Source organism: Streptomyces tritici (genome assembly GCF_048500665.1).
In the GTDB taxonomy this organism is placed as follows: domain Bacteria; phylum Actinomycetota; class Actinomycetes; order Streptomycetales; family Streptomycetaceae; genus Streptomyces; species Streptomyces tritici.
The window spans coordinates 6,235,055-6,251,084 of sequence record NZ_CP183183.1 but is presented as its reverse complement, the minus strand read 5'-3'; the positions used below and the strand labels follow the sequence as shown (position 1 = coordinate 6,251,084).

The window sequence follows — 16,030 nt, the reverse complement described above, 5'->3', positions numbered from 1 at the left end:
TGACCTGTGAAGACCTCCGCCCGGCCGAGCACGAACCGGGACGCAACTCTCCCTGGACGCCGCACGGGAGAAGCGCATCACCTCGGAGCCCGTCGGGGGACCGAATCAGCCCCGAGTGGGGAAGCGGCGACTCGCCGGCCCCGCAGGCGCCTACCGCCGCTCAGGCTGAGCTTTGTAACGCGAAAACCGTCCGTCCCTCACCTCACGCTTTACTGCTGGCACGGGTTCGCGTCAGCGCCGCGAACCCGTGCGAGCGGAGCGTGCTACTCGTCCGCCAGGTCGCGCTGCAGGCGGGCGACCAGCGCCTGCAGCCGCCGGCGCATGTCGGCCGGTTCGAGCGTCGGACTCATCGTGCCGTGAGTGGGAACGACCCGCGCGAAGTCGAAACCGTCGAGCCGCTGGAGCGAGTCGACCTGGGCGGGCCAGGAGTACCAGCACACGGACGGTTCTGCGCTGAGGTCATGACGATATGGGTCCCAGCCGAGCGAGTCACCGGTGAACAGGGTGCCATCGTCGTTCAGGTACATGACGTGGCCCTCGGTGTGCCCGGGGGTGGGGATCGCCAGCACCCCGGCGGCAACCTCGCAGGTCTCGGTACCGCTCAGGACGCGGCCTGCGAATGGCGCGGCGTCAGCGTCGGCAGCATGGATGACCACTTCTGATCCGAACGCGTCGGCATAACGCTCGGCATCGCCGACGTCGTCGCGGTGCGTCAGCAGGATCGCCGTGATCCCACCGAGCGATTCCATCCAGGCGCAGAGCGACGAGGTGAAGCGCGGCGCGTCGACGAGGAGGTTGCCCTCGGTGCGCTGCACGAGGAAGGCGTTGCCGCCTGCGGTTTCGGGCGAGTTCGAGCCCGTCCGCCAGGTGCCGGGTGCGATCTCCAAGGGGTGGTGTCGCCGCCACCTCACGCCGGATTCGGTGTGGATCGACCGGGACGGGCACACCTCGGCGGCGAGCTGTGCCTGAACGATCTCGTCTTCGGTGGTCGGCTGACGGGTCATGACGAACTGCTCGCCGCCGGTTGCCGGCCCGAACAGCGTCGGCGCGAGCGAGACCGAACCTCCGCAGCCGATACAGCGGTCATCGACGAACCAGTCTCCAGCCACGTTCTCAGGGTGACGCCGGGCTCCGCGGACCATCGCCGTTCCTCCTCTGAGTAAGGGGTCACGAGGAGGACAAAGGTAGCACGCGATGGAACACGAGTGTTCCATTAATGATCGACGGAGTCCCTTATTGGGGTCCGGTAGTACAGTGACCAGCATGAAGGAGCCTGGGCCCGAGGCTGCGGGAGCACGAACGCGCAGCCGTACACGCCGCGCCATCCTCAGCGCGGCCGCTTCCGTACTCGGCCGCGACTATCACGCCACGCTGGCGGACATCGCAGACGCCGCCGGCGTCGGCCGCACGACACTGCACCGCTACTTCTCCGACCGCACCGGGCTCATCAGCGCAGCCATCGAGGACTCCATCGCGGCGATCGATGAGTCGGTGGCCGCCGCGGCCATCGATCAGGGCTCCCCCATCGAGGCGATGCGCAGGCTGGTCACCGCGATGGTGGCGGTCGGCGACCGGCTGGTATTCCTCTTCGGCGATCCGCGCGTTCTGGAAGGCCGCGGCGCAGCAAAGACACCGGAGCCTCTCGATGACCCGGTGCTCACTCTCATCAAGCGCGGGCAAGCCGAAGGCGCCTTCGACCCGGACGTCACTCCGGCCTGGATCCAACGTGTGCTCTGGTCGCTGGTGTACACCGCATACCAGGACGCCGAGGCCTGCGGGCTGCCGAGGCACGGGATCGTCTCCACTGTCATCCGCACGCTCGAAAACGGCATTCATACGTCGAATCCGGAACACCGCCAGGCATGAGCCGCGAGCTCAGCCGTTCAAAAGGTCGGAATGATGGGCGCCCCACGTCCGCAACGGCAAGGACGTGCCGCAGCAGTCCCAGGGTCGTCAGCGTCGGTTGCCGAGAGCGGGAATCGGCGGAGTCCGGTCAGACGGGCCAGTGCGTGTGGGCCGGATCGTTGCAGATGCAGCCGGTCGAGGGGATCGACGGGTCGCGCGAGTAGCCGGGGCAGGGACACACGAGACAGGGGAAGTCGAGGCCGGGGAGCAGAACCAGCCCGGCGTCCGCCAGGCGGTCCTTCGCGATCTGCTGGAGCTCCTGCAGGCGTTGGTCCAGAACGGCGAAGTCGGCCGCGTTCTGTTCGTAAGCGAGCTTCAGCTCGTCCGAGAGTTGCTGCTGGCTCATCTTCCCTCCGCACGAAGATCGGACGGCCCTCTTTCAGTCTCCCTCCGCCGGCAGGCGCCTGCATGCCGGGACGAGGAGCAGTCCCGGTGCGCGCTGCGACGGCGCCGCCAGTCCCTTGAGCGTCCGGAGACCCTTGTCGTGTGACCTACCTCAAGGCGTCCCGTACGGACTTTTCGAGGAGCGTGAACGACTTGGGCGTACCGCCCGGCTGCGGCTTGCCCTCCTTGCGCCCCACCACCCGATAGCCGGCGTCGAGGTAGTACGCACTCAGGCGTGCGTTGGTGGCCAGGCAGTCCAGACGAACCAACGGTCGGCCCGCCTCTGCGACGCGTCGCTCCGCGACGCGCAGGAGCCGCCGCCCTGTACCGGGAGGGACTCTTCTGCGGTCCACCATCAGCCGGTGCACATAGCCGGCCGTCGGCGGTTGCGGCCCCCAGGCGTCCTCGTCCTCCCACCAGAGCTCCCAGGCCCCGACCACACCATCGGCAGCCTCGGCGAGCCACACCTCTCCGCTGTCCATGATCCGGCGGAAGTGGTCGACGCCCAGCTCACCAGGCTGCCACTGACCGGTGACGCCTTGGGCAAGCATCCAGCGGGCCGCGTCGTCGCGCAGACGCACGACGGCGGCAAGATCGGCGTCGTCAGCGACACGGAAGCGTAGATCATCCACGCCGCGATCTTCGCACAGGCGTCCACCTGCATCGAGCCGCAGAGCTTCCCCGCTTGAGCGAGTGCAACTGGCAGACACACATGGACAATTACTCGCATGCGCGCCCTCGAACCGTCCTAGGCACCGTGAACTCGACCAGGGCCCACGGACGCCTGCGGGAGTACACCTCGGCCTTGGGCCGGTCGCGGAGGGATCCTTGCTGTCCGCGAATACATCGACAGGGCTCGCGCCGAGTTGGGGGTGGTGTGAGCAGACTCAGCCCAGGGCCAGAGCGTGTCGCTGACGTCTCGCTGCGAGTTCATCAGCAGCGGCCGTGGCCAGTCCGTTACCGGTGGGCAACTTGCTCGACAGGTCCCGGGAGGCCATGGCCCACTACACGGGGCGAGGTCCAGAGGGCCGGCCTCACTCGCGACGGTCCGGTCACACCAGACGCACACCACCGCCGCGTGGGCACCTGCGGCCTCAAGAACACCGGCCGCGTCCTGGGCGGCTTCGAGCCAGTCGGGATCCGTGACCGCTACGGGCGCATCGTCCAGCAAGAGCTTGCTGTCCCAAAGGCTGAGGCCGGTGATCGTTCGGATCGCGCCTTCGAGACCCAGTACAACACCGTCGACCATCACCTGAGCCGGTCCCACCTCCAACGGCTGGCCCGGTGGACTGCTATGAGCCGCCTTCTGTCCGGCCGGCTTCTACTGCGCGTCGCTGGAGAGCCGCCGGACGGCGACCTGCCGGTTGGACCTGTCCGATCATTCCAGGCCCCCGCGCACGACCGGCACGGAGCAGATAGCCCGCCTGCTCTGGGAAGCCGCCTGAGCCAACAGCACCGCCCCTCTCGAAGGAGACCCACATGTCCTACCCCCGGTCGCTCACTCCCGAGGAGAACCTCGCCAACGCGAAGGTGCGCCTGAACCTCCCGGAGATCGTCGTCATCTGCGGCTCCACCAGGTTCATGGAGCAGATGACCGAAGCCGACTGCGAGCTCACCTTCGCCGGCCACATCGTCGTGAAGCCGGCCTGCGACATGAAGACCGAGCACCCACTGTGGGCAGACCCGGTCGTCGCAGAGCGCGTCAAGAAGCGCCTGGACGGCCTCCACCGGGCGAAGATCCGCCTCGCCGACCGCGTCCTCGTCGTCGGCGACTACATCGGCGACAGCACCCGCGCCGAGATCGCCTACGCCCGGTCCCTCGGCAAGCCGATCGACTTCACCCACCCGGCCGTCGACCCCGCCAAGAAGAGCCGATGAACGCCGACGCCGAGCGCGCCCGCGAAGTCGCCGAACTCAGACGCTTTCTGGGACATGCCGACGTACTGGCGCTGCGCCCACAAGACGTCGGATCGACGCCGATGGGTTCCCCTTCGAGTCGACGAAGGACGCGCTGTCGGCCGCCGACGACGTCCTGCCCGAGTCCACCGCTACCGGTCCGGCCCGCTCATCGCGAAAGTCGACGTGCGCTACGCGCAGCGGGCGACTCGAACGCAACCTCGACCGCTGGGCTGGCATAGTGGGGCCCAAACCCCCCCTTGTCCTGAATCACACCACGTCAGGCCGTGGACTGACCGTTGCAGCGCTCCTCGGAGGGCATGGAGTCCCATTCGGTATACGCGCCGTCGCGCGTCACCATGAACAACGGACGTGATCGGAGGGCCGGCCCGACTGGTTGCCCCCGCATCACGACACCGGGGTCATTTGGTCCTACATAGCCCTCGGGCGTGTAGCTGAAAGGCACGTCCATTGCCTCGGCACGCTCGATTGCGTCGCTCTCCAGCTCCGACATGTCTCTCCCGACCAGCGGGAGTCCGTCGTGCGCCACCTGGGGACCGTGCACGGCGTCGGCAGCAATGCAGAACAGCCCGACAGCTTGGCTCACATAGGCCGTGACGGCAGGTGGACAAGGAGCAGCCACCCCGCGGCGGTGGACCTCGACCTTCCAAGTCGGAGAGAAGACCGTGTGGTGGCGTGCACAATCGCTGACCTTCGCCCGGCCGAGTACCTCAGCCGCCTCGACGACTTCGTCGACAGTCATACCGAACCGGAGAGGTCCTACGCCGACAGTCGGTGCATAGGACCACTCGTGCCATCCGGCGGCTCCGAAATCGGCTTCGGCCTTGATCGCCATGGTCGCCCCTCTCAAGACCCGTGAGCACGTGCCGCTGCCCATCATGTCAATCTCCAACCGGCTGCGTGGTCGGCCCGGTGGGTGGCAGATGTGAGGTTCCGTCCGAGCAGCTGCGCGGAAACGGCACGGGGGAGTTCTGCGCTGAGTTCGATCAGGGTGGTCTTGCGGGCAGGGCGGGCACGGCTGCCGGGTTCGTTCAGGCGTGCGGTGAGGCGACGGGGTGAGATGGGGCGTCCCCGAGTGTGTGGTCGCCGGCCAGGCAGATGTCGATCTCGCGCTGGGTGGCCGAGGCGAGTGGGGGCGCGCGGCCGCCAGCAATCACGCGGTACGGCTGAACAGAGCCGCCGTCTTCAGCTCGCCCGGCCCGTCACGCAGTGAACCGGACCCTGAGCCGGCCGCCGCGTAGTCGTCCGACTCCGAAAGCTCAGAGGACCCCGGCCCCGGCCGGGGTCCTCTCACATGCGTGGCACGCGGAACGCCGCACCAGCATCGGCTGCACCCTCATCGGCTACCGGAGGCGCGCCAGATCAGATGACTTCTGAACCAGTACCGAGCAGGACCCACCTACACACCACCGCGTTGCGCAGTCTGGCCGCCTACGCATTCCGAGCGCGCGGCTCCGCAGACGCACCATGACCTGCGAAGGCCTCTCGGCGGAACGCTCTGCTGGGCGTGTATCGCCGCCGGGTGGTTCAGCCCTGGGTGGCGGTGCGGGCGAGGCGCTGGGCCTCCTGCCGGGTGGAGCGCGCGATCGCGTCCTCGTCGGCGGTCAGCAGCCGTCCGTTCTCGACGATCTGACGCCCGTTGACGAAGGACGCGGTGACCGGGGCGGCGGCACCGAAGACGAGGGCGGTGACCGGGTCGGCGATGGAGGCGTGGGCGAGGGTGTCCAGCTTCCAGAGCACCAGGTCGGCGAGCTTGCCGGGCTCCAGGGATCCGGTCTGGTCGGCGCGACCGAGGACCTGGGCTCCACCAAAGGTGCCGAGGCGCAGGGCCTGGCGGGCGTTGAGGGCGGCCTCGCGGTGAGCGCCGAGGCGGTTGATGAGCAGCGCGTTGCGCAGCTCGGTGTGGAGCTCGCCGGACTCGTTGGAGGCGGTGCCGTCGACGCCGAGGCCGACCGGGACGCCGGCTCGGAGCATGTCGGGGACGCGGGCGATGCCGGCGGCGAGGCGGGCGTTGGACGACGGGCAGTGCGCCACACCGGTCTTCGTGCGGGCGAAGGCGGCGATGTCGGAGTCGTTCATGTGGACGCAGTGCGCCATCCACACGTCCTCGCCGAGCCAGCCCGTCGACTCGAAGTAGTCGGTGGGGCCCGTGCCGAACAGCTCGTGGCAGAACTTCTCCTCCTCCACGGTTTCCGAGCCGTGGGTGTGCATCCGCACGCCGAGGCGGCGGGCGAGTTCGGCGCCCTGGCGGAGCAGCTCGGTGGAGACGGAGAAGGGGGAGCAGGGGGCGACGGCGATCTGGGTCATCGCGTCGAAGGCGGTGTCGTGGTGCTTCCGGACGGTCTCCTCGGTGGCGGCGAGCGCGCCCTCGGTGGTCTCGACGGCGAAGTCCGGCGGCAGGCCGCCGTCCTTCTCGCTGCGGTCCATGGAGCCGCGGGCGAGGGTGAAGCGGACGCCCATGTCGCGGGCCGCGCCGATGATGGCGCCGGACAGGTCGCCGGAGCCGTGCGGGTAGACGTAGTGGTGGTCCATGGCGGTGGTGACGCCGCCGCGGGCCATCATCGCGAGGGAGCCCTGGGCTGCCGCGTACACCATCTCCTCGTCGATGCGCGCCCAGGTGGGGTAGAGGGCGACGAGCCAGTTGAAGAGGTTGTGGTCGGTGGCGAGGCCGCGGGTGATCCACTGGTAGAAGTGGTGGTGGGTGTTGATCAGGCCCGGAGTGGCGAGGTGGCCGGTGGCGTCGATGCGGCGCGCCACGTCGGTGAGGCCCTCGGGGGCCTTGCCCCTGCCGACCGATTCGATCCTGTTGCCCGCGATGACGACGTGGCCGGAGGCGTATTCGGTGTCCTGGGCGTCGACGGTGGCGATCGCGCAGTTCTCGATCACGGTGCGCGGGGCTGCTGACGAAGGAGTCATGACGTTGTGTCCTTTTTCTTTGGGATATGACGGGAGGGCACGGCAGGACCCGGGAGGATTTGAGTGCCGCAGCCAGGTGGTTGCGGGTGCCGAGAGTGTGAAGTTCTGTCTGGACGTCGGGCTGTCGGCCCGGACGCGCCGAAGCGGGATGCCGGCGGCGTCAGCGGCTCGCAGGTCGGTCATGTGACCGGGGTGCGCCTTGGCCTGGGTGCTGTGCCGCACCGGCCGCACGGAAGTCGGAGGCAGAGAGGGGAGGTCGGCTCCCTTCGACGGGACCGACCAGCTCCCAGAAATGCTCTGGCAAGCCGCGCAGCCATCGGGCGTGTTCGTCGGCGACTTCCCGCAGTCTTGTCCCTGCGCTGCCGGCCACCACATGGCCCATGTAGCGCTCGGTGATCTGCGTGTACTCCTGCCGCAGCACGGTCTCGGATTCCGTGGGTGGCGGGCTCGGGAGCTCGGCGGAGCCGGCCTGGGCGCGCTCGGCCTGGATCCTGGCGACTCTTGCCGGTGGGAGTCCGACGCGGGCGCAGGCCGACCCGGTCGAGCGCAGGGGACTGCTCGGCCAGGGCGCCCCCGGTGCCGTTACGGACCGATGCCTCGGGCTGACCTGCTGAGCGAGGTCAGCTCGCGTCCTTCACCGGTTCCGCGGCCGCGATCGGCTTCTCCTCACCGTGCCCGGTCGGCTCCTCCGGCTCGGAGACCGTCGCGGCGCCGCGCTTTCGGCCTGCGTGATGGAAGAGGAGGTTCAGCGTGACCGCTGTCACGCAGCCCGCCGAGATGCCCGAGCTCAGAGCGGTCGCGACCTGCTCGGAGAAGGAGCGATAGAAGTCCGGGAAGGCGATCGGGAAGATCCCGAGGGCCAGGCTGACCGCCACGATGATCGCGTTGGATCCGGCACTCAGGTCCGCCTTGGCGAGCGTGCGCAGGCCCGCCACCGCCACCGAGCCGAAGAGCACCACGCCCGCACCGCCGAGCACCGGCTGCGGCACCAGCGAGACCAGCGCGCCGACCGGCGGCAGGAGCCCCATCACCACCAGGAAGACGCCGGCCAGCGCGACCACGAATCTGCTGCGGATCCTGGTCAACGCCACCAGCCCGATGTTCTGCGCGAAGGCCGAGCAGATGAAGCCGTTGAACAGCCCGCCGAACGCCGTCGCCAGCCCATCCGCGCGCAGGCCGCCCGCGATCGTGCGGTCGTCCGCGGGCCGCTCCACGACCTCACCGAGCGCGATCATGTCGGCAGTCGACTCGGTCATCGAGACCACCATCACCACCAGCATGGCGATGATCGCGGCCACCTCGAAGCGGGGCGCACCGAAAGCGAACGGGGTCGGCACCTCGAACACCGGCAGGGTGCCCAGCACGTACAGGTCGACCTTGCCGAACGGGATGGCCGCAAGGGTGCCGACCAACAGACCGAGCAGGATCGAGATGCGCTGCAGGAAGCCGCGCAGGAAGCGGTTGAAAAGCAGCACGGCGACCAGCGTGAACCCGGCGAGGCCCAGGTGGACGAGCGAACCGTAGTCCTGGGCACCGGGGTTGCCGCCTTGTGCCCAGTTTCCGGCCACCGGGAGCAAGGAGATCCCGATCAGCGCGATCACGGTGCCGCTGACCACCGGGGGGAAGAACCTGACGAGCCGACAGAACACTGGCGCGAGCAGGAAACAGAAGAGACCCGCGACGATGGTGGACCCGAAGATCAGCGGAAGCGCGGCGCCCTTCTCCGCCTCGACCACTGCGAGGACCGGTGAGACGACGGCGAAGGAGACACCGTTGACGAAAGGCAGCCGCGAACCGATGCGCCAGACGCCCAGGGTCTGCAGGAGGGTGGCGACGCCGGCGATGATCAGGCTGGCGGCGAGCAGGGTGGTGAGCTGCGCCGGGGCCAGGCCCGCCGCAGCGCCGATGATCAGGGGCGGCGCGGCCACCCCGGCGTACATGGTGGCGACGTGCTGAAGCGCGACGGTCGCCATCCGACCGGGCGGGAGCACCTCGTCGACGGGATGACGTGACGTCTTCGGCTCGACTGAGATCTGACCTTGCACCTGCTGGCCCTCCACCTCTGGCTGTGGTTTCGGGCCCGGGAACGACGACCGAGCTGCGGGACGAGCGCGGTGACGCTGGGACGACCCTGGCGGACGACGGAGTCGTCGCCCACCCGTCGGAGCTGATTGAACAGGTCCGACCCATGAGGGAATCCAGGATGCGGAATCTGGTTTCCGCGTCCAGGGGAATGTAGAAAGCGGCCTCCGTGTCGTCAATCCTTCCTGCTCGATCAACACATCCGAGGAGCGGTTCTGGAGGTTCCTCCAATGCCGACCGGACGCGGAGCCCCTTCGGGATCGGACTCTGGAGATCTTCCTGACCGCGCTCCTGACCGCGTCCGCGAGCAGGGGGTTCGCGCCGAGGAACGCAGAGGCCGGCACGCGACCTCGCCGGGCTCTGCACGAGAAGGGCTTCGTCCTCGTCGTACCCGAGCCAGGGCGAGGGAGCCCGCGCACAGATAGAGCGGCCGGAGGCCTGCGCCGGCCGCGCGCACCGCGCAGTCAGCGGCCCGGCCTCGTGATCAGCGGCCTTGGAGGCCATCCTCGTGGGAATGAGGACGCGGCCTCAGCAGCGCGCGGGTCCCGTGGCGGCGCAGCTTCACTACCCAGTAGTCCGGAGCGGCGTCCGCCGAAGCCGTCCCTACGGCTGCCGGGGCACGGGCCCCGGCACCCTCGCCGACTCGCGAGAGGCACCGTGGCGGCGCCTGCGGTGACAACTCGTACATCGACTGCGAGTCGCGACCGGAGCGGGCCGCCGCAGCCGACGACCCCGCCCGCGAATCGGGGCAGGGCTCCGCGCCTACAGCCGTCCCGGTGTTCGACCAGACGGAAGCAGCGGCCAGACGGAAGCAGCGGCCCGCCGTGCCCGCCGCTATGCGCGGTCGGGCACGTACTTGCAGCCGACTCGGCGCACCGTGATGATGCGGCCCCGGTAGGCAGCGCCGAGCTTGTGGCACGCCCGGGCGACGGGGCCTGAGCCGGCCGCCGGTTGTGCACGTCGGCTCTGCGGCACGGCTGGGGCGGGGAAGGCGCCGGCGCCGGATCCGACCGGCCGGCGCCACGTCGTCGCACGTCAGGCGGTTCCGCACGGCCCAGCAGCGCCTGAGCGGGTCGCGAAGAGAGGGAGAGAGGACGCGGAGAAGAGCAGCCGCCGCAATGCCAGCTGCGCGCGTCGAATGAGAAGGGTTCCTGGGAGGCAGAAACCTGACGAGTCGGCAGGTGGCGCCGGCGACGCTCGTGAAGTCGACGTGCGTGCGGCGTACGAGGCTGCGACGGCTGGGACGGCTGGGACGGGGACATGCTGAGGCGCACGGACAGCCCACGCCCATGCTTCCCTATTGGTTGCATAGGAAAAGGCTCCAGACCCCCTTCGCGATCACCGGTGCGAGGTGCGGGATAATGCCCTCATGCGGATCTCAGCCAGGGCGGACTACGCGGTACGGGCCGCGCTTCTCCTCGCGGGTGCCCCCGAGGGCGGGCCCCTGAAGGCGGAGGCCATCGCCGAGGCGCAGGAGATCCCGCACAAGTTCCTCGAAGGCATTCTCAACGACATGCGGCGCGGCGGACTGGTGGTCAGCCAGCGCGGCGCGAGCGGCGGCTACCGGCTGGCCAGGGCCGCCGAGGACATCTCCGTCGCCGATGTCGTGCGGGCGGTCGAGGGCCCGCTGGTCTCCGTACGCGGCGTGCGCCCGCCGGAGCTCGAGTACAACGGCCCCGCACAGGCGCTGCTGCCGCTGTGGGTCGCCCTGCGCGCGAACGTCCGCCAGATCCTGGAAGGCGTTTCACTGGCGGACATCTCCTCGGGCAAGCTGCCCGACTCCGTCCACTCCCTGGCGCAGGATCCGGCCGCCTGGACCAATCCCTGACGGGACACGCGAGGCTCCTTCTCGCCGCGCATCTCTGCACCTGAGACGCAGCCGTCCACTGTTCGGTCACCCCCTTGTCGGGCAGGCATCTCCCACCCAGTATCCCTAGTAACTCGATAGGAAAACTGGGAATTTGATCGCGGCTGTGGCGTGACAAGCGCCCGGCACCCTCAACGAACCACGGGAGTAGCGCACATGACCAAGACCGCCCGCCATCGCGCCACCGCCACACACCCGACCCCCCGGGCGTGCCAGTGAGCGGCATGCCGACGACAGCGGCCGCGCCCCTCCCGCCGTCCGCCGGCGAGCGTCGGCACGCACTCCTGCGCATCGCCCGCGACGTGGCGGACGACCTCGCCACGGACGCGATCGACCGTGATCGAGCGGGCGAGCCACCTGGCGACGAGACGGCCCGGCTGCGCGAGGCCGGCCTGCTGGCCGCCCTCACCCCGTCCTCGCCGGGCGGGGCGGACTGGCGCACCGGATGCGCCGTCATACGGGAGGTCGCCGCGGCGGACAGCTCCCTCGGCGAAGTGCTCGCCCACCATTACGCGCACGCCTGGGGCGGCCGCTTCTACGCGTCGCACCACAGCGCGACCGCCCTCGAAGAGGAGGCGGCCCGCGAGCAGTGGCTCTGGGCCGGGACCGTCCGCGTCCCCGGATCCGCCCACGACACCGGCGGACCGGACCTCACCCTGACCCCGCTCGACGCGGGCTACGTCCTGCACGGACGCCGCCCAGTGGCCACCGCGGTGACCGTCGCCGACCAGTTCCTGGTGGACGCCGTCTGCGTCGTGACGGGAGACGCGCTCGTCGTGCGGATCCCCGCCGACGCCGAGGGAGTGATCACCGAACCGGCCCCCGACCGTCTCGGCCTGCGCGCCGCCGGCGCGGGTGCGGTCGTCATGGACGGGGTCGTCGTCACCCCTCGACAAGTACTGGGACTCCGGCCACAGGACGAGGAGTCGACCGCACCCTTCACCGCACTCGCCGACCCCGCGCTCCGCCTCGCCCTGTGCCATGTCGGCCTGGGCACCGCCGAGGGCGCTCTCGCCGAAGCGCGCGACCTCGGCTTGAACAGCCGCACCTCAGGACCGCCCGGCGACGACCCCGACCTGCTCCTCACGTACGGCGAACTCGCCTCCACCGCCCAGACGGCCGCCGCCGTGGTCGAGAGGGCGACGGACGCCATGACCCTCGCTCTGAGCGCCGGAGCGGAGCTCGACCCCGAGGACCCGGCGGCCGTCGACGCGCTTGTGGCCATGGCCGAGACCGTCACGACGAGGGCGGCCCTGCACATCACCACCCGGGTCCTGGAGCTCGCGGACGCCCCTGGCCTGGACCGCTTCTGGCGCAATGCCCGCACTCTGACAGCCCACCACCCGGCCGCCCACCGCCTGCGCGCCATCGGCGACCACTTCCTGAACGGCCGTCGGCCGGCGACGGCGAGCACGGGCGTCTGTCCTGACCTGGTCTGACCCGAGCTGACCTGCGGCGTCTCAGAAAGCGAAAAGGGAGCGTCCACCATGCGAAATGCCTCTTGGGGCCGAAACTCGCCTCTGCCAGTATGCCTATCAGCCAGGTAGGAAAACTAGGGATTGCGAGAGGGGGTGGTAGCCGTGCGCACGCTGAAGCAGGCAGGCGACTCGCTCCCCTTCCTCACCTCCCGCCGGCACATCGACCTCGGCCGCACGTCCAGCGCCATCTGTCTGCCTCTCTGAGGCCGTTCACCGGTTCCGTCTCCCCGCCCCGGGGAGCACCGTCAGCGCCACCGCCGTCCGCACCCGGACCCGGACCCGGACCGAACATACGCAGACCGTGTGAGGCGCGGCCCGTCCCTGTACGGCGATCCCGTCCCTGCACGGCGGTCCGGCGTCCGCCCCGAGGGCGTCGCGCCGCGTATCCCCGCACCACCGCACTTCCGTGAAACCCATTCCGTGAAAGGACACCCTCGTGTCTGCCGCCAGACCACTCACCGCCCTGCGCACCATCGCCGCCATAGCGGCGCTTCCCCTCCTGCTCACCGCCTGCGGCTACGGCTCCGAGGCGACCAAGGACGACGAGCAGCCCAAGGTCGCGGCCGACGCCAAGAAGCTCTCCGCCGGAGAGGTGCGGATCGGGTACTTCCCCAACCTCACCCACGCCACCGCTCTCGTGGGTGTCGAGGAGGGTCTGCTCCAAAAGGAGCTCGGCGGCACCACGATCAAGCCCTCGACCTTCAACGCCGGACCGTCCGAGATCGAGGCGCTGAACGCCGGCTCGATCGACATCGGCTTCATCGGCCCCTCGCCCGCGATCAACGGCTACACCAAGTCCAAGGGCAAGAATCTGAGGATCGTCTCCGGATCCGCCTCGGGCGGTGTGAAGCTCGTGGTCAACCCGGAGAAGATCAAGACCCTGGACGACGTCAAGGGCAAGCGGATCGCGACCCCGCAGCTCGGCAACACGCAGGACGTCGCGTTCCTGCACTGGGTCTCCGAGAAGGGCTGGAAGGTCGACTCGCAGTCCGGCAAGGGTGACGTCTCCGTGCTGCGTACGGACAACAAGGTGACCCCGGACGCCTACAAGGCCGGTTCCATCGACGGGGCCTGGGTACCCGAGCCGACCGCTTCGAAGCTGGTCAGCGAGGGCGCGAAGGTACTGCTCGACGAGTCCGACCTGTGGCCGGACAAGAAGTTCGTGATCACGAACATCATCGTGCGGCAGGCGTTCCTCAAGGAGCACCCGGACGTCGTCGAAGCCGTGCTGCGCGGCACGGTGAAGACCAACGCGTGGATCACCGCCAACCCGGACAAGGCCAAGGAGTCCGTGAACGCGGCTCTGAAGAAGGAGACCGGCAAGCCGCTCTCGGCCAAGGTGATCGACGCCGCCTGGCCGTCCATCACCATCACCGACGACCCGCTCGCCGCCACCCTCCAGGCTCAGGCGAACCACGCGGTGGACGCCGGCCTGCTGAAGAAGCCCGAGCTTACGGGCATCTACGACCTCACCCTGCTGAACAAGGTGCTCAAGGCCGCGGGCAAGCCGGAGGTCGCCGACGCCGGTCTCGGCGCGAAGTAGGGCCCGAGCCCAAAGCAGCCCGAACTCCCAGGAGAGGTGACAACCATGGCCACGGCCACTCCGATCGCCGAAGCCGAGGACGAGGACCAGGATCAGAGCCGTACGGCGGTGACCCACGCCACCCGGATCGAGCACGTCTCGAAGTCCTTCGGCGGCCCCACGGGCGGACAGCTCGTCCTCGACGACATCACGCTCGATGTCGCGCCCGGCGAGTTCGTCACCCTCCTGGGGGCCTCGGGCTGCGGCAAGTCCACCCTGCTCAACCTGGTCGCCGGGCTCGACCGGCCGTCCGCGGGGTCCATCGAGACCCCGGGCGGCCGGCCGGCCCTGATGTTCCAGGAGCACGCCCTGTTCCCCTGGCTCACCGCGGGCAAGAACATCGAGCTCGCGCTGAAACTGCGCGGCGTCCCCAAGGCGGAGCGCCGCCCCGAGGCCGAGCGGCTGCTCGAACTGGTCCGGCTCGGCGGCTCGTACGGCAAGCGGGTCCACGAGCTGTCCGGCGGCATGCGCCAACGCGTGGCGCTCGCGCGGGCGCTTGCCCAGGACTCCCGACTCCTCCTGATGGACGAGCCGTTCGCGGCGCTGGACGCCATCACCCGGGACGTGCTGCACGACGAGCTGACCCGGATCTGGCGGGAGACGAACCTGTCGGTCCTGTTCGTCACCCACAACGTGCGCGAGGCCGTGCGGCTGGCCGAGCGCGTGGTGCTGCTGTCGTCCCGGCCGGGCCGGATCGCCCGCGAGTGGACGATCGACATCCCGCAGCCGCGCCGTATCGAGGACGCCGCCGTGGCGGAACTGTCCGTCGAGATCACCGAAGAACTGCGTGGGGAGATCCGCCGTCATGGCCAGCACTGAGACCACCGCCGTCAAGGGCGACGACCTCGCGGGCCTGGAGGCCGGGCTCGACGCGCTGGACAGCGTGCAGATCCGCCGCACGCCGGTGCGCGAGGTGCTGCTGAAGAAGGTCCTGCCACCGGTCCTGGCCGTCGTGCTCGTGGTGGCGGTGTGGCAGCTACTCGTGACCCTGAACGTCGCCGACGAGGGCAAGCTGCCCGCGCCGTCCGCTGTCTGGGACAGCCTGACCACAATGTGGCGTGAGGGGACACTCCTCGACATCCTGTGGACGAGCGTCTCCCGGGCCCTGCTCGGCTTCCTGCTCGCACTCGCCATCGGTACGCCGCTCGGCCTGCTCGTCGCGCGGGTGGGCGTGGTGCGCACCGCGATCGGCCCGATCCTGTCCGGTCTGCAGTCGCTGCCGTCGGTCGCCTGGGTGGCCCCGGCGGTGCTGTGGCTCGGTCTCAACGACTCCATGATGTACGCGGTGATCCTGCTCGGCGCGGTCCCCTCGATCGCCAACGGCCTGGTCGCGGGCGTCGACCAGGTACCCCCGCTCTTCCTCCGTGCGGGCAAGACCCTCGGCGCGACCGGGCTCAAGGGCGCCTGGCACATCGTCATGCCGGCCGCACTCCCCGGTTACCTGGCCGGGCTGAAGCAGGGCTGGGCGTTCTCCTGGCGCTCCCTGATGGCCGCGGAGATCATCGCCTCCTCCCCCGACCTCGGTCTGGGCCTGGGCCAGTTGTTGGAGAACGGCCGCAACAACTTCGACATGCCCGGCATCTTCCTGGCCATCATCCTGATCCTGCTCGTCGGTGTCGCCATCGACCTGTTGATCTTCAGCCCCGTGGAGCGCACGGTGCTGCGCCGCCGCGGCCTGCTGGTGAAGGGCTGAGCCCGTCCCTCAGGGACGATGCCACCAGGGCCACCGACAACGACCTCACGCCCCTGTGTACGCCGCGCTCCGCCCCATTTGGCGTTCGCCGTGGGAGCGTCGTCCGCGCGGTCGGGCTCGCCCGTCATCGCTGCTACCAGCACCCTGTCCTCGCCATGCAGGCACCCTGGTGCGGCGCACCGGAGTTGTGTTCTCCTGAACCCATG

The 16,030-nt window shown here is 69.6% G+C and carries 14 protein-coding genes; 8 read left to right on the top strand and 6 right to left on the bottom strand.

The annotated features are described in order from the left end of the window. Positions 1 to 263: 263 nt before the first annotated feature. Positions 264 to 1,109: a 4Fe-4S domain-containing protein gene (locus ACNJ93_RS28675; RefSeq protein WP_418960359.1), complete on the bottom strand. Its 846-nt coding sequence runs from the start codon at positions 1,107 to 1,109 to the stop codon at positions 264 to 266. Positions 1,110 to 1,263: 154 nt separating this feature from the next. Here ACNJ93_RS28675 and ACNJ93_RS28670 point away from each other — a divergent pair, with 154 nt between their 5' ends. Continuing rightward, positions 1,264 to 1,866, top strand: a complete 603-nt coding sequence (locus ACNJ93_RS28670) for a TetR/AcrR family transcriptional regulator (protein ID WP_418960358.1) — start codon at positions 1,264 to 1,266, stop codon at positions 1,864 to 1,866. Between the two features lie 127 nt (positions 1,867 to 1,993). Here the strand turns inward: ACNJ93_RS28670 and ACNJ93_RS28665 are convergent, their stop codons facing one another. Both ACNJ93_RS28665 and ACNJ93_RS28660 read right to left on the bottom strand, forming a co-directional pair. Further along, entirely contained in the window at positions 1,994 to 2,251 is a 258-nt protein-coding gene (locus ACNJ93_RS28665) for a hypothetical protein (protein ID WP_418960357.1), read from the bottom strand. Positions 2,252 to 2,396: 145 nt separating this feature from the next. Beyond that, positions 2,397 to 2,921 (bottom strand): GNAT family N-acetyltransferase, encoded by a 525-nt coding sequence (locus ACNJ93_RS28660; protein WP_418960356.1) that lies wholly within the window; start codon positions 2,919 to 2,921, stop codon positions 2,397 to 2,399. Positions 2,922 to 3,768: 847 nt separating this feature from the next. Between ACNJ93_RS28660 and ACNJ93_RS28655 the strand changes: the two genes are divergently transcribed. Further along, positions 3,769 to 4,167, top strand: coding sequence for a hypothetical protein (locus ACNJ93_RS28655; protein WP_418960355.1), 399 nt, complete (start codon positions 3,769 to 3,771; stop codon positions 4,165 to 4,167). Positions 4,168 to 4,465: 298 nt separating this feature from the next. On the opposite strand, the gene ACNJ93_RS28650 is transcribed toward ACNJ93_RS28655, so the two are convergent. The 3 genes from ACNJ93_RS28650 to ACNJ93_RS28640 all read right to left on the bottom strand — a co-directional run bounded on the left by ACNJ93_RS28650 (position 4,466) and on the right by ACNJ93_RS28640 (position 9,095). Next, positions 4,466 to 5,041, bottom strand: a complete 576-nt coding sequence (locus ACNJ93_RS28650) for a hypothetical protein (protein WP_418960354.1) — start codon at positions 5,039 to 5,041, stop codon at positions 4,466 to 4,468. Between the two features lie 692 nt (positions 5,042 to 5,733). Further along, entirely contained in the window at positions 5,734 to 7,122 is a 1,389-nt protein-coding gene (locus ACNJ93_RS28645) for an 8-oxoguanine deaminase (protein ID WP_418960353.1), read from the bottom strand. A 620-nt stretch (positions 7,123 to 7,742) separates the two neighbouring features. Further along, entirely contained in the window at positions 7,743 to 9,095 is a 1,353-nt protein-coding gene (locus ACNJ93_RS28640) for a nucleobase:cation symporter-2 family protein (RefSeq protein WP_418961559.1), read from the bottom strand. A 1,478-nt stretch (positions 9,096 to 10,573) separates the two neighbouring features. Between ACNJ93_RS28640 and ACNJ93_RS28635 the strand changes: the two genes are divergently transcribed. From ACNJ93_RS28635 to ACNJ93_RS28610, 6 genes are all read left to right on the top strand, one after another. Then, complete coding sequence (locus ACNJ93_RS28635) at positions 10,574 to 11,032, top strand: RrF2 family transcriptional regulator (protein WP_418960352.1); 459 nt, start codon at positions 10,574 to 10,576, stop codon at positions 11,030 to 11,032. A gap of 263 nt (positions 11,033 to 11,295) precedes the next feature. Further along, the gene (locus tag ACNJ93_RS28630; RefSeq protein ID WP_418960351.1) at positions 11,296 to 12,510 is read left to right on the top strand and encodes an acyl-CoA dehydrogenase; all 1,215 of its coding nucleotides are present in this window, start codon (positions 11,296 to 11,298) and stop codon (positions 12,508 to 12,510) included. A 141-nt stretch (positions 12,511 to 12,651) separates the two neighbouring features. Further along, positions 12,652 to 12,753 carry a putative leader peptide gene (locus tag ACNJ93_RS28625; RefSeq protein ID WP_418960350.1) on the top strand — a complete coding sequence of 34 codons (102 nt, stop codon included), beginning with the start codon at positions 12,652 to 12,654 and terminating at the stop codon, positions 12,751 to 12,753. 232 nt (positions 12,754 to 12,985) lie between these two features. Beyond that, a complete protein-coding gene (locus ACNJ93_RS28620) occupies positions 12,986 to 14,092 on the top strand; it encodes an aliphatic sulfonate ABC transporter substrate-binding protein (RefSeq protein ID WP_418960349.1) in 1,107 nt (368 codons plus the stop codon). A gap of 45 nt (positions 14,093 to 14,137) precedes the next feature. Next, positions 14,138 to 14,950, top strand: coding sequence for an ABC transporter ATP-binding protein (locus ACNJ93_RS28615; protein ID WP_418960348.1), 813 nt, complete (start codon positions 14,138 to 14,140; stop codon positions 14,948 to 14,950). After that, positions 14,937 to 15,824: an ABC transporter permease gene (locus tag ACNJ93_RS28610; RefSeq protein ID WP_418960347.1), complete on the top strand. Its 888-nt coding sequence runs from the start codon at positions 14,937 to 14,939 to the stop codon at positions 15,822 to 15,824. The genes ACNJ93_RS28615 and ACNJ93_RS28610 overlap by 14 nt, the downstream gene beginning before the upstream one ends. Positions 15,825 to 16,030 lie beyond the last annotated feature (206 nt).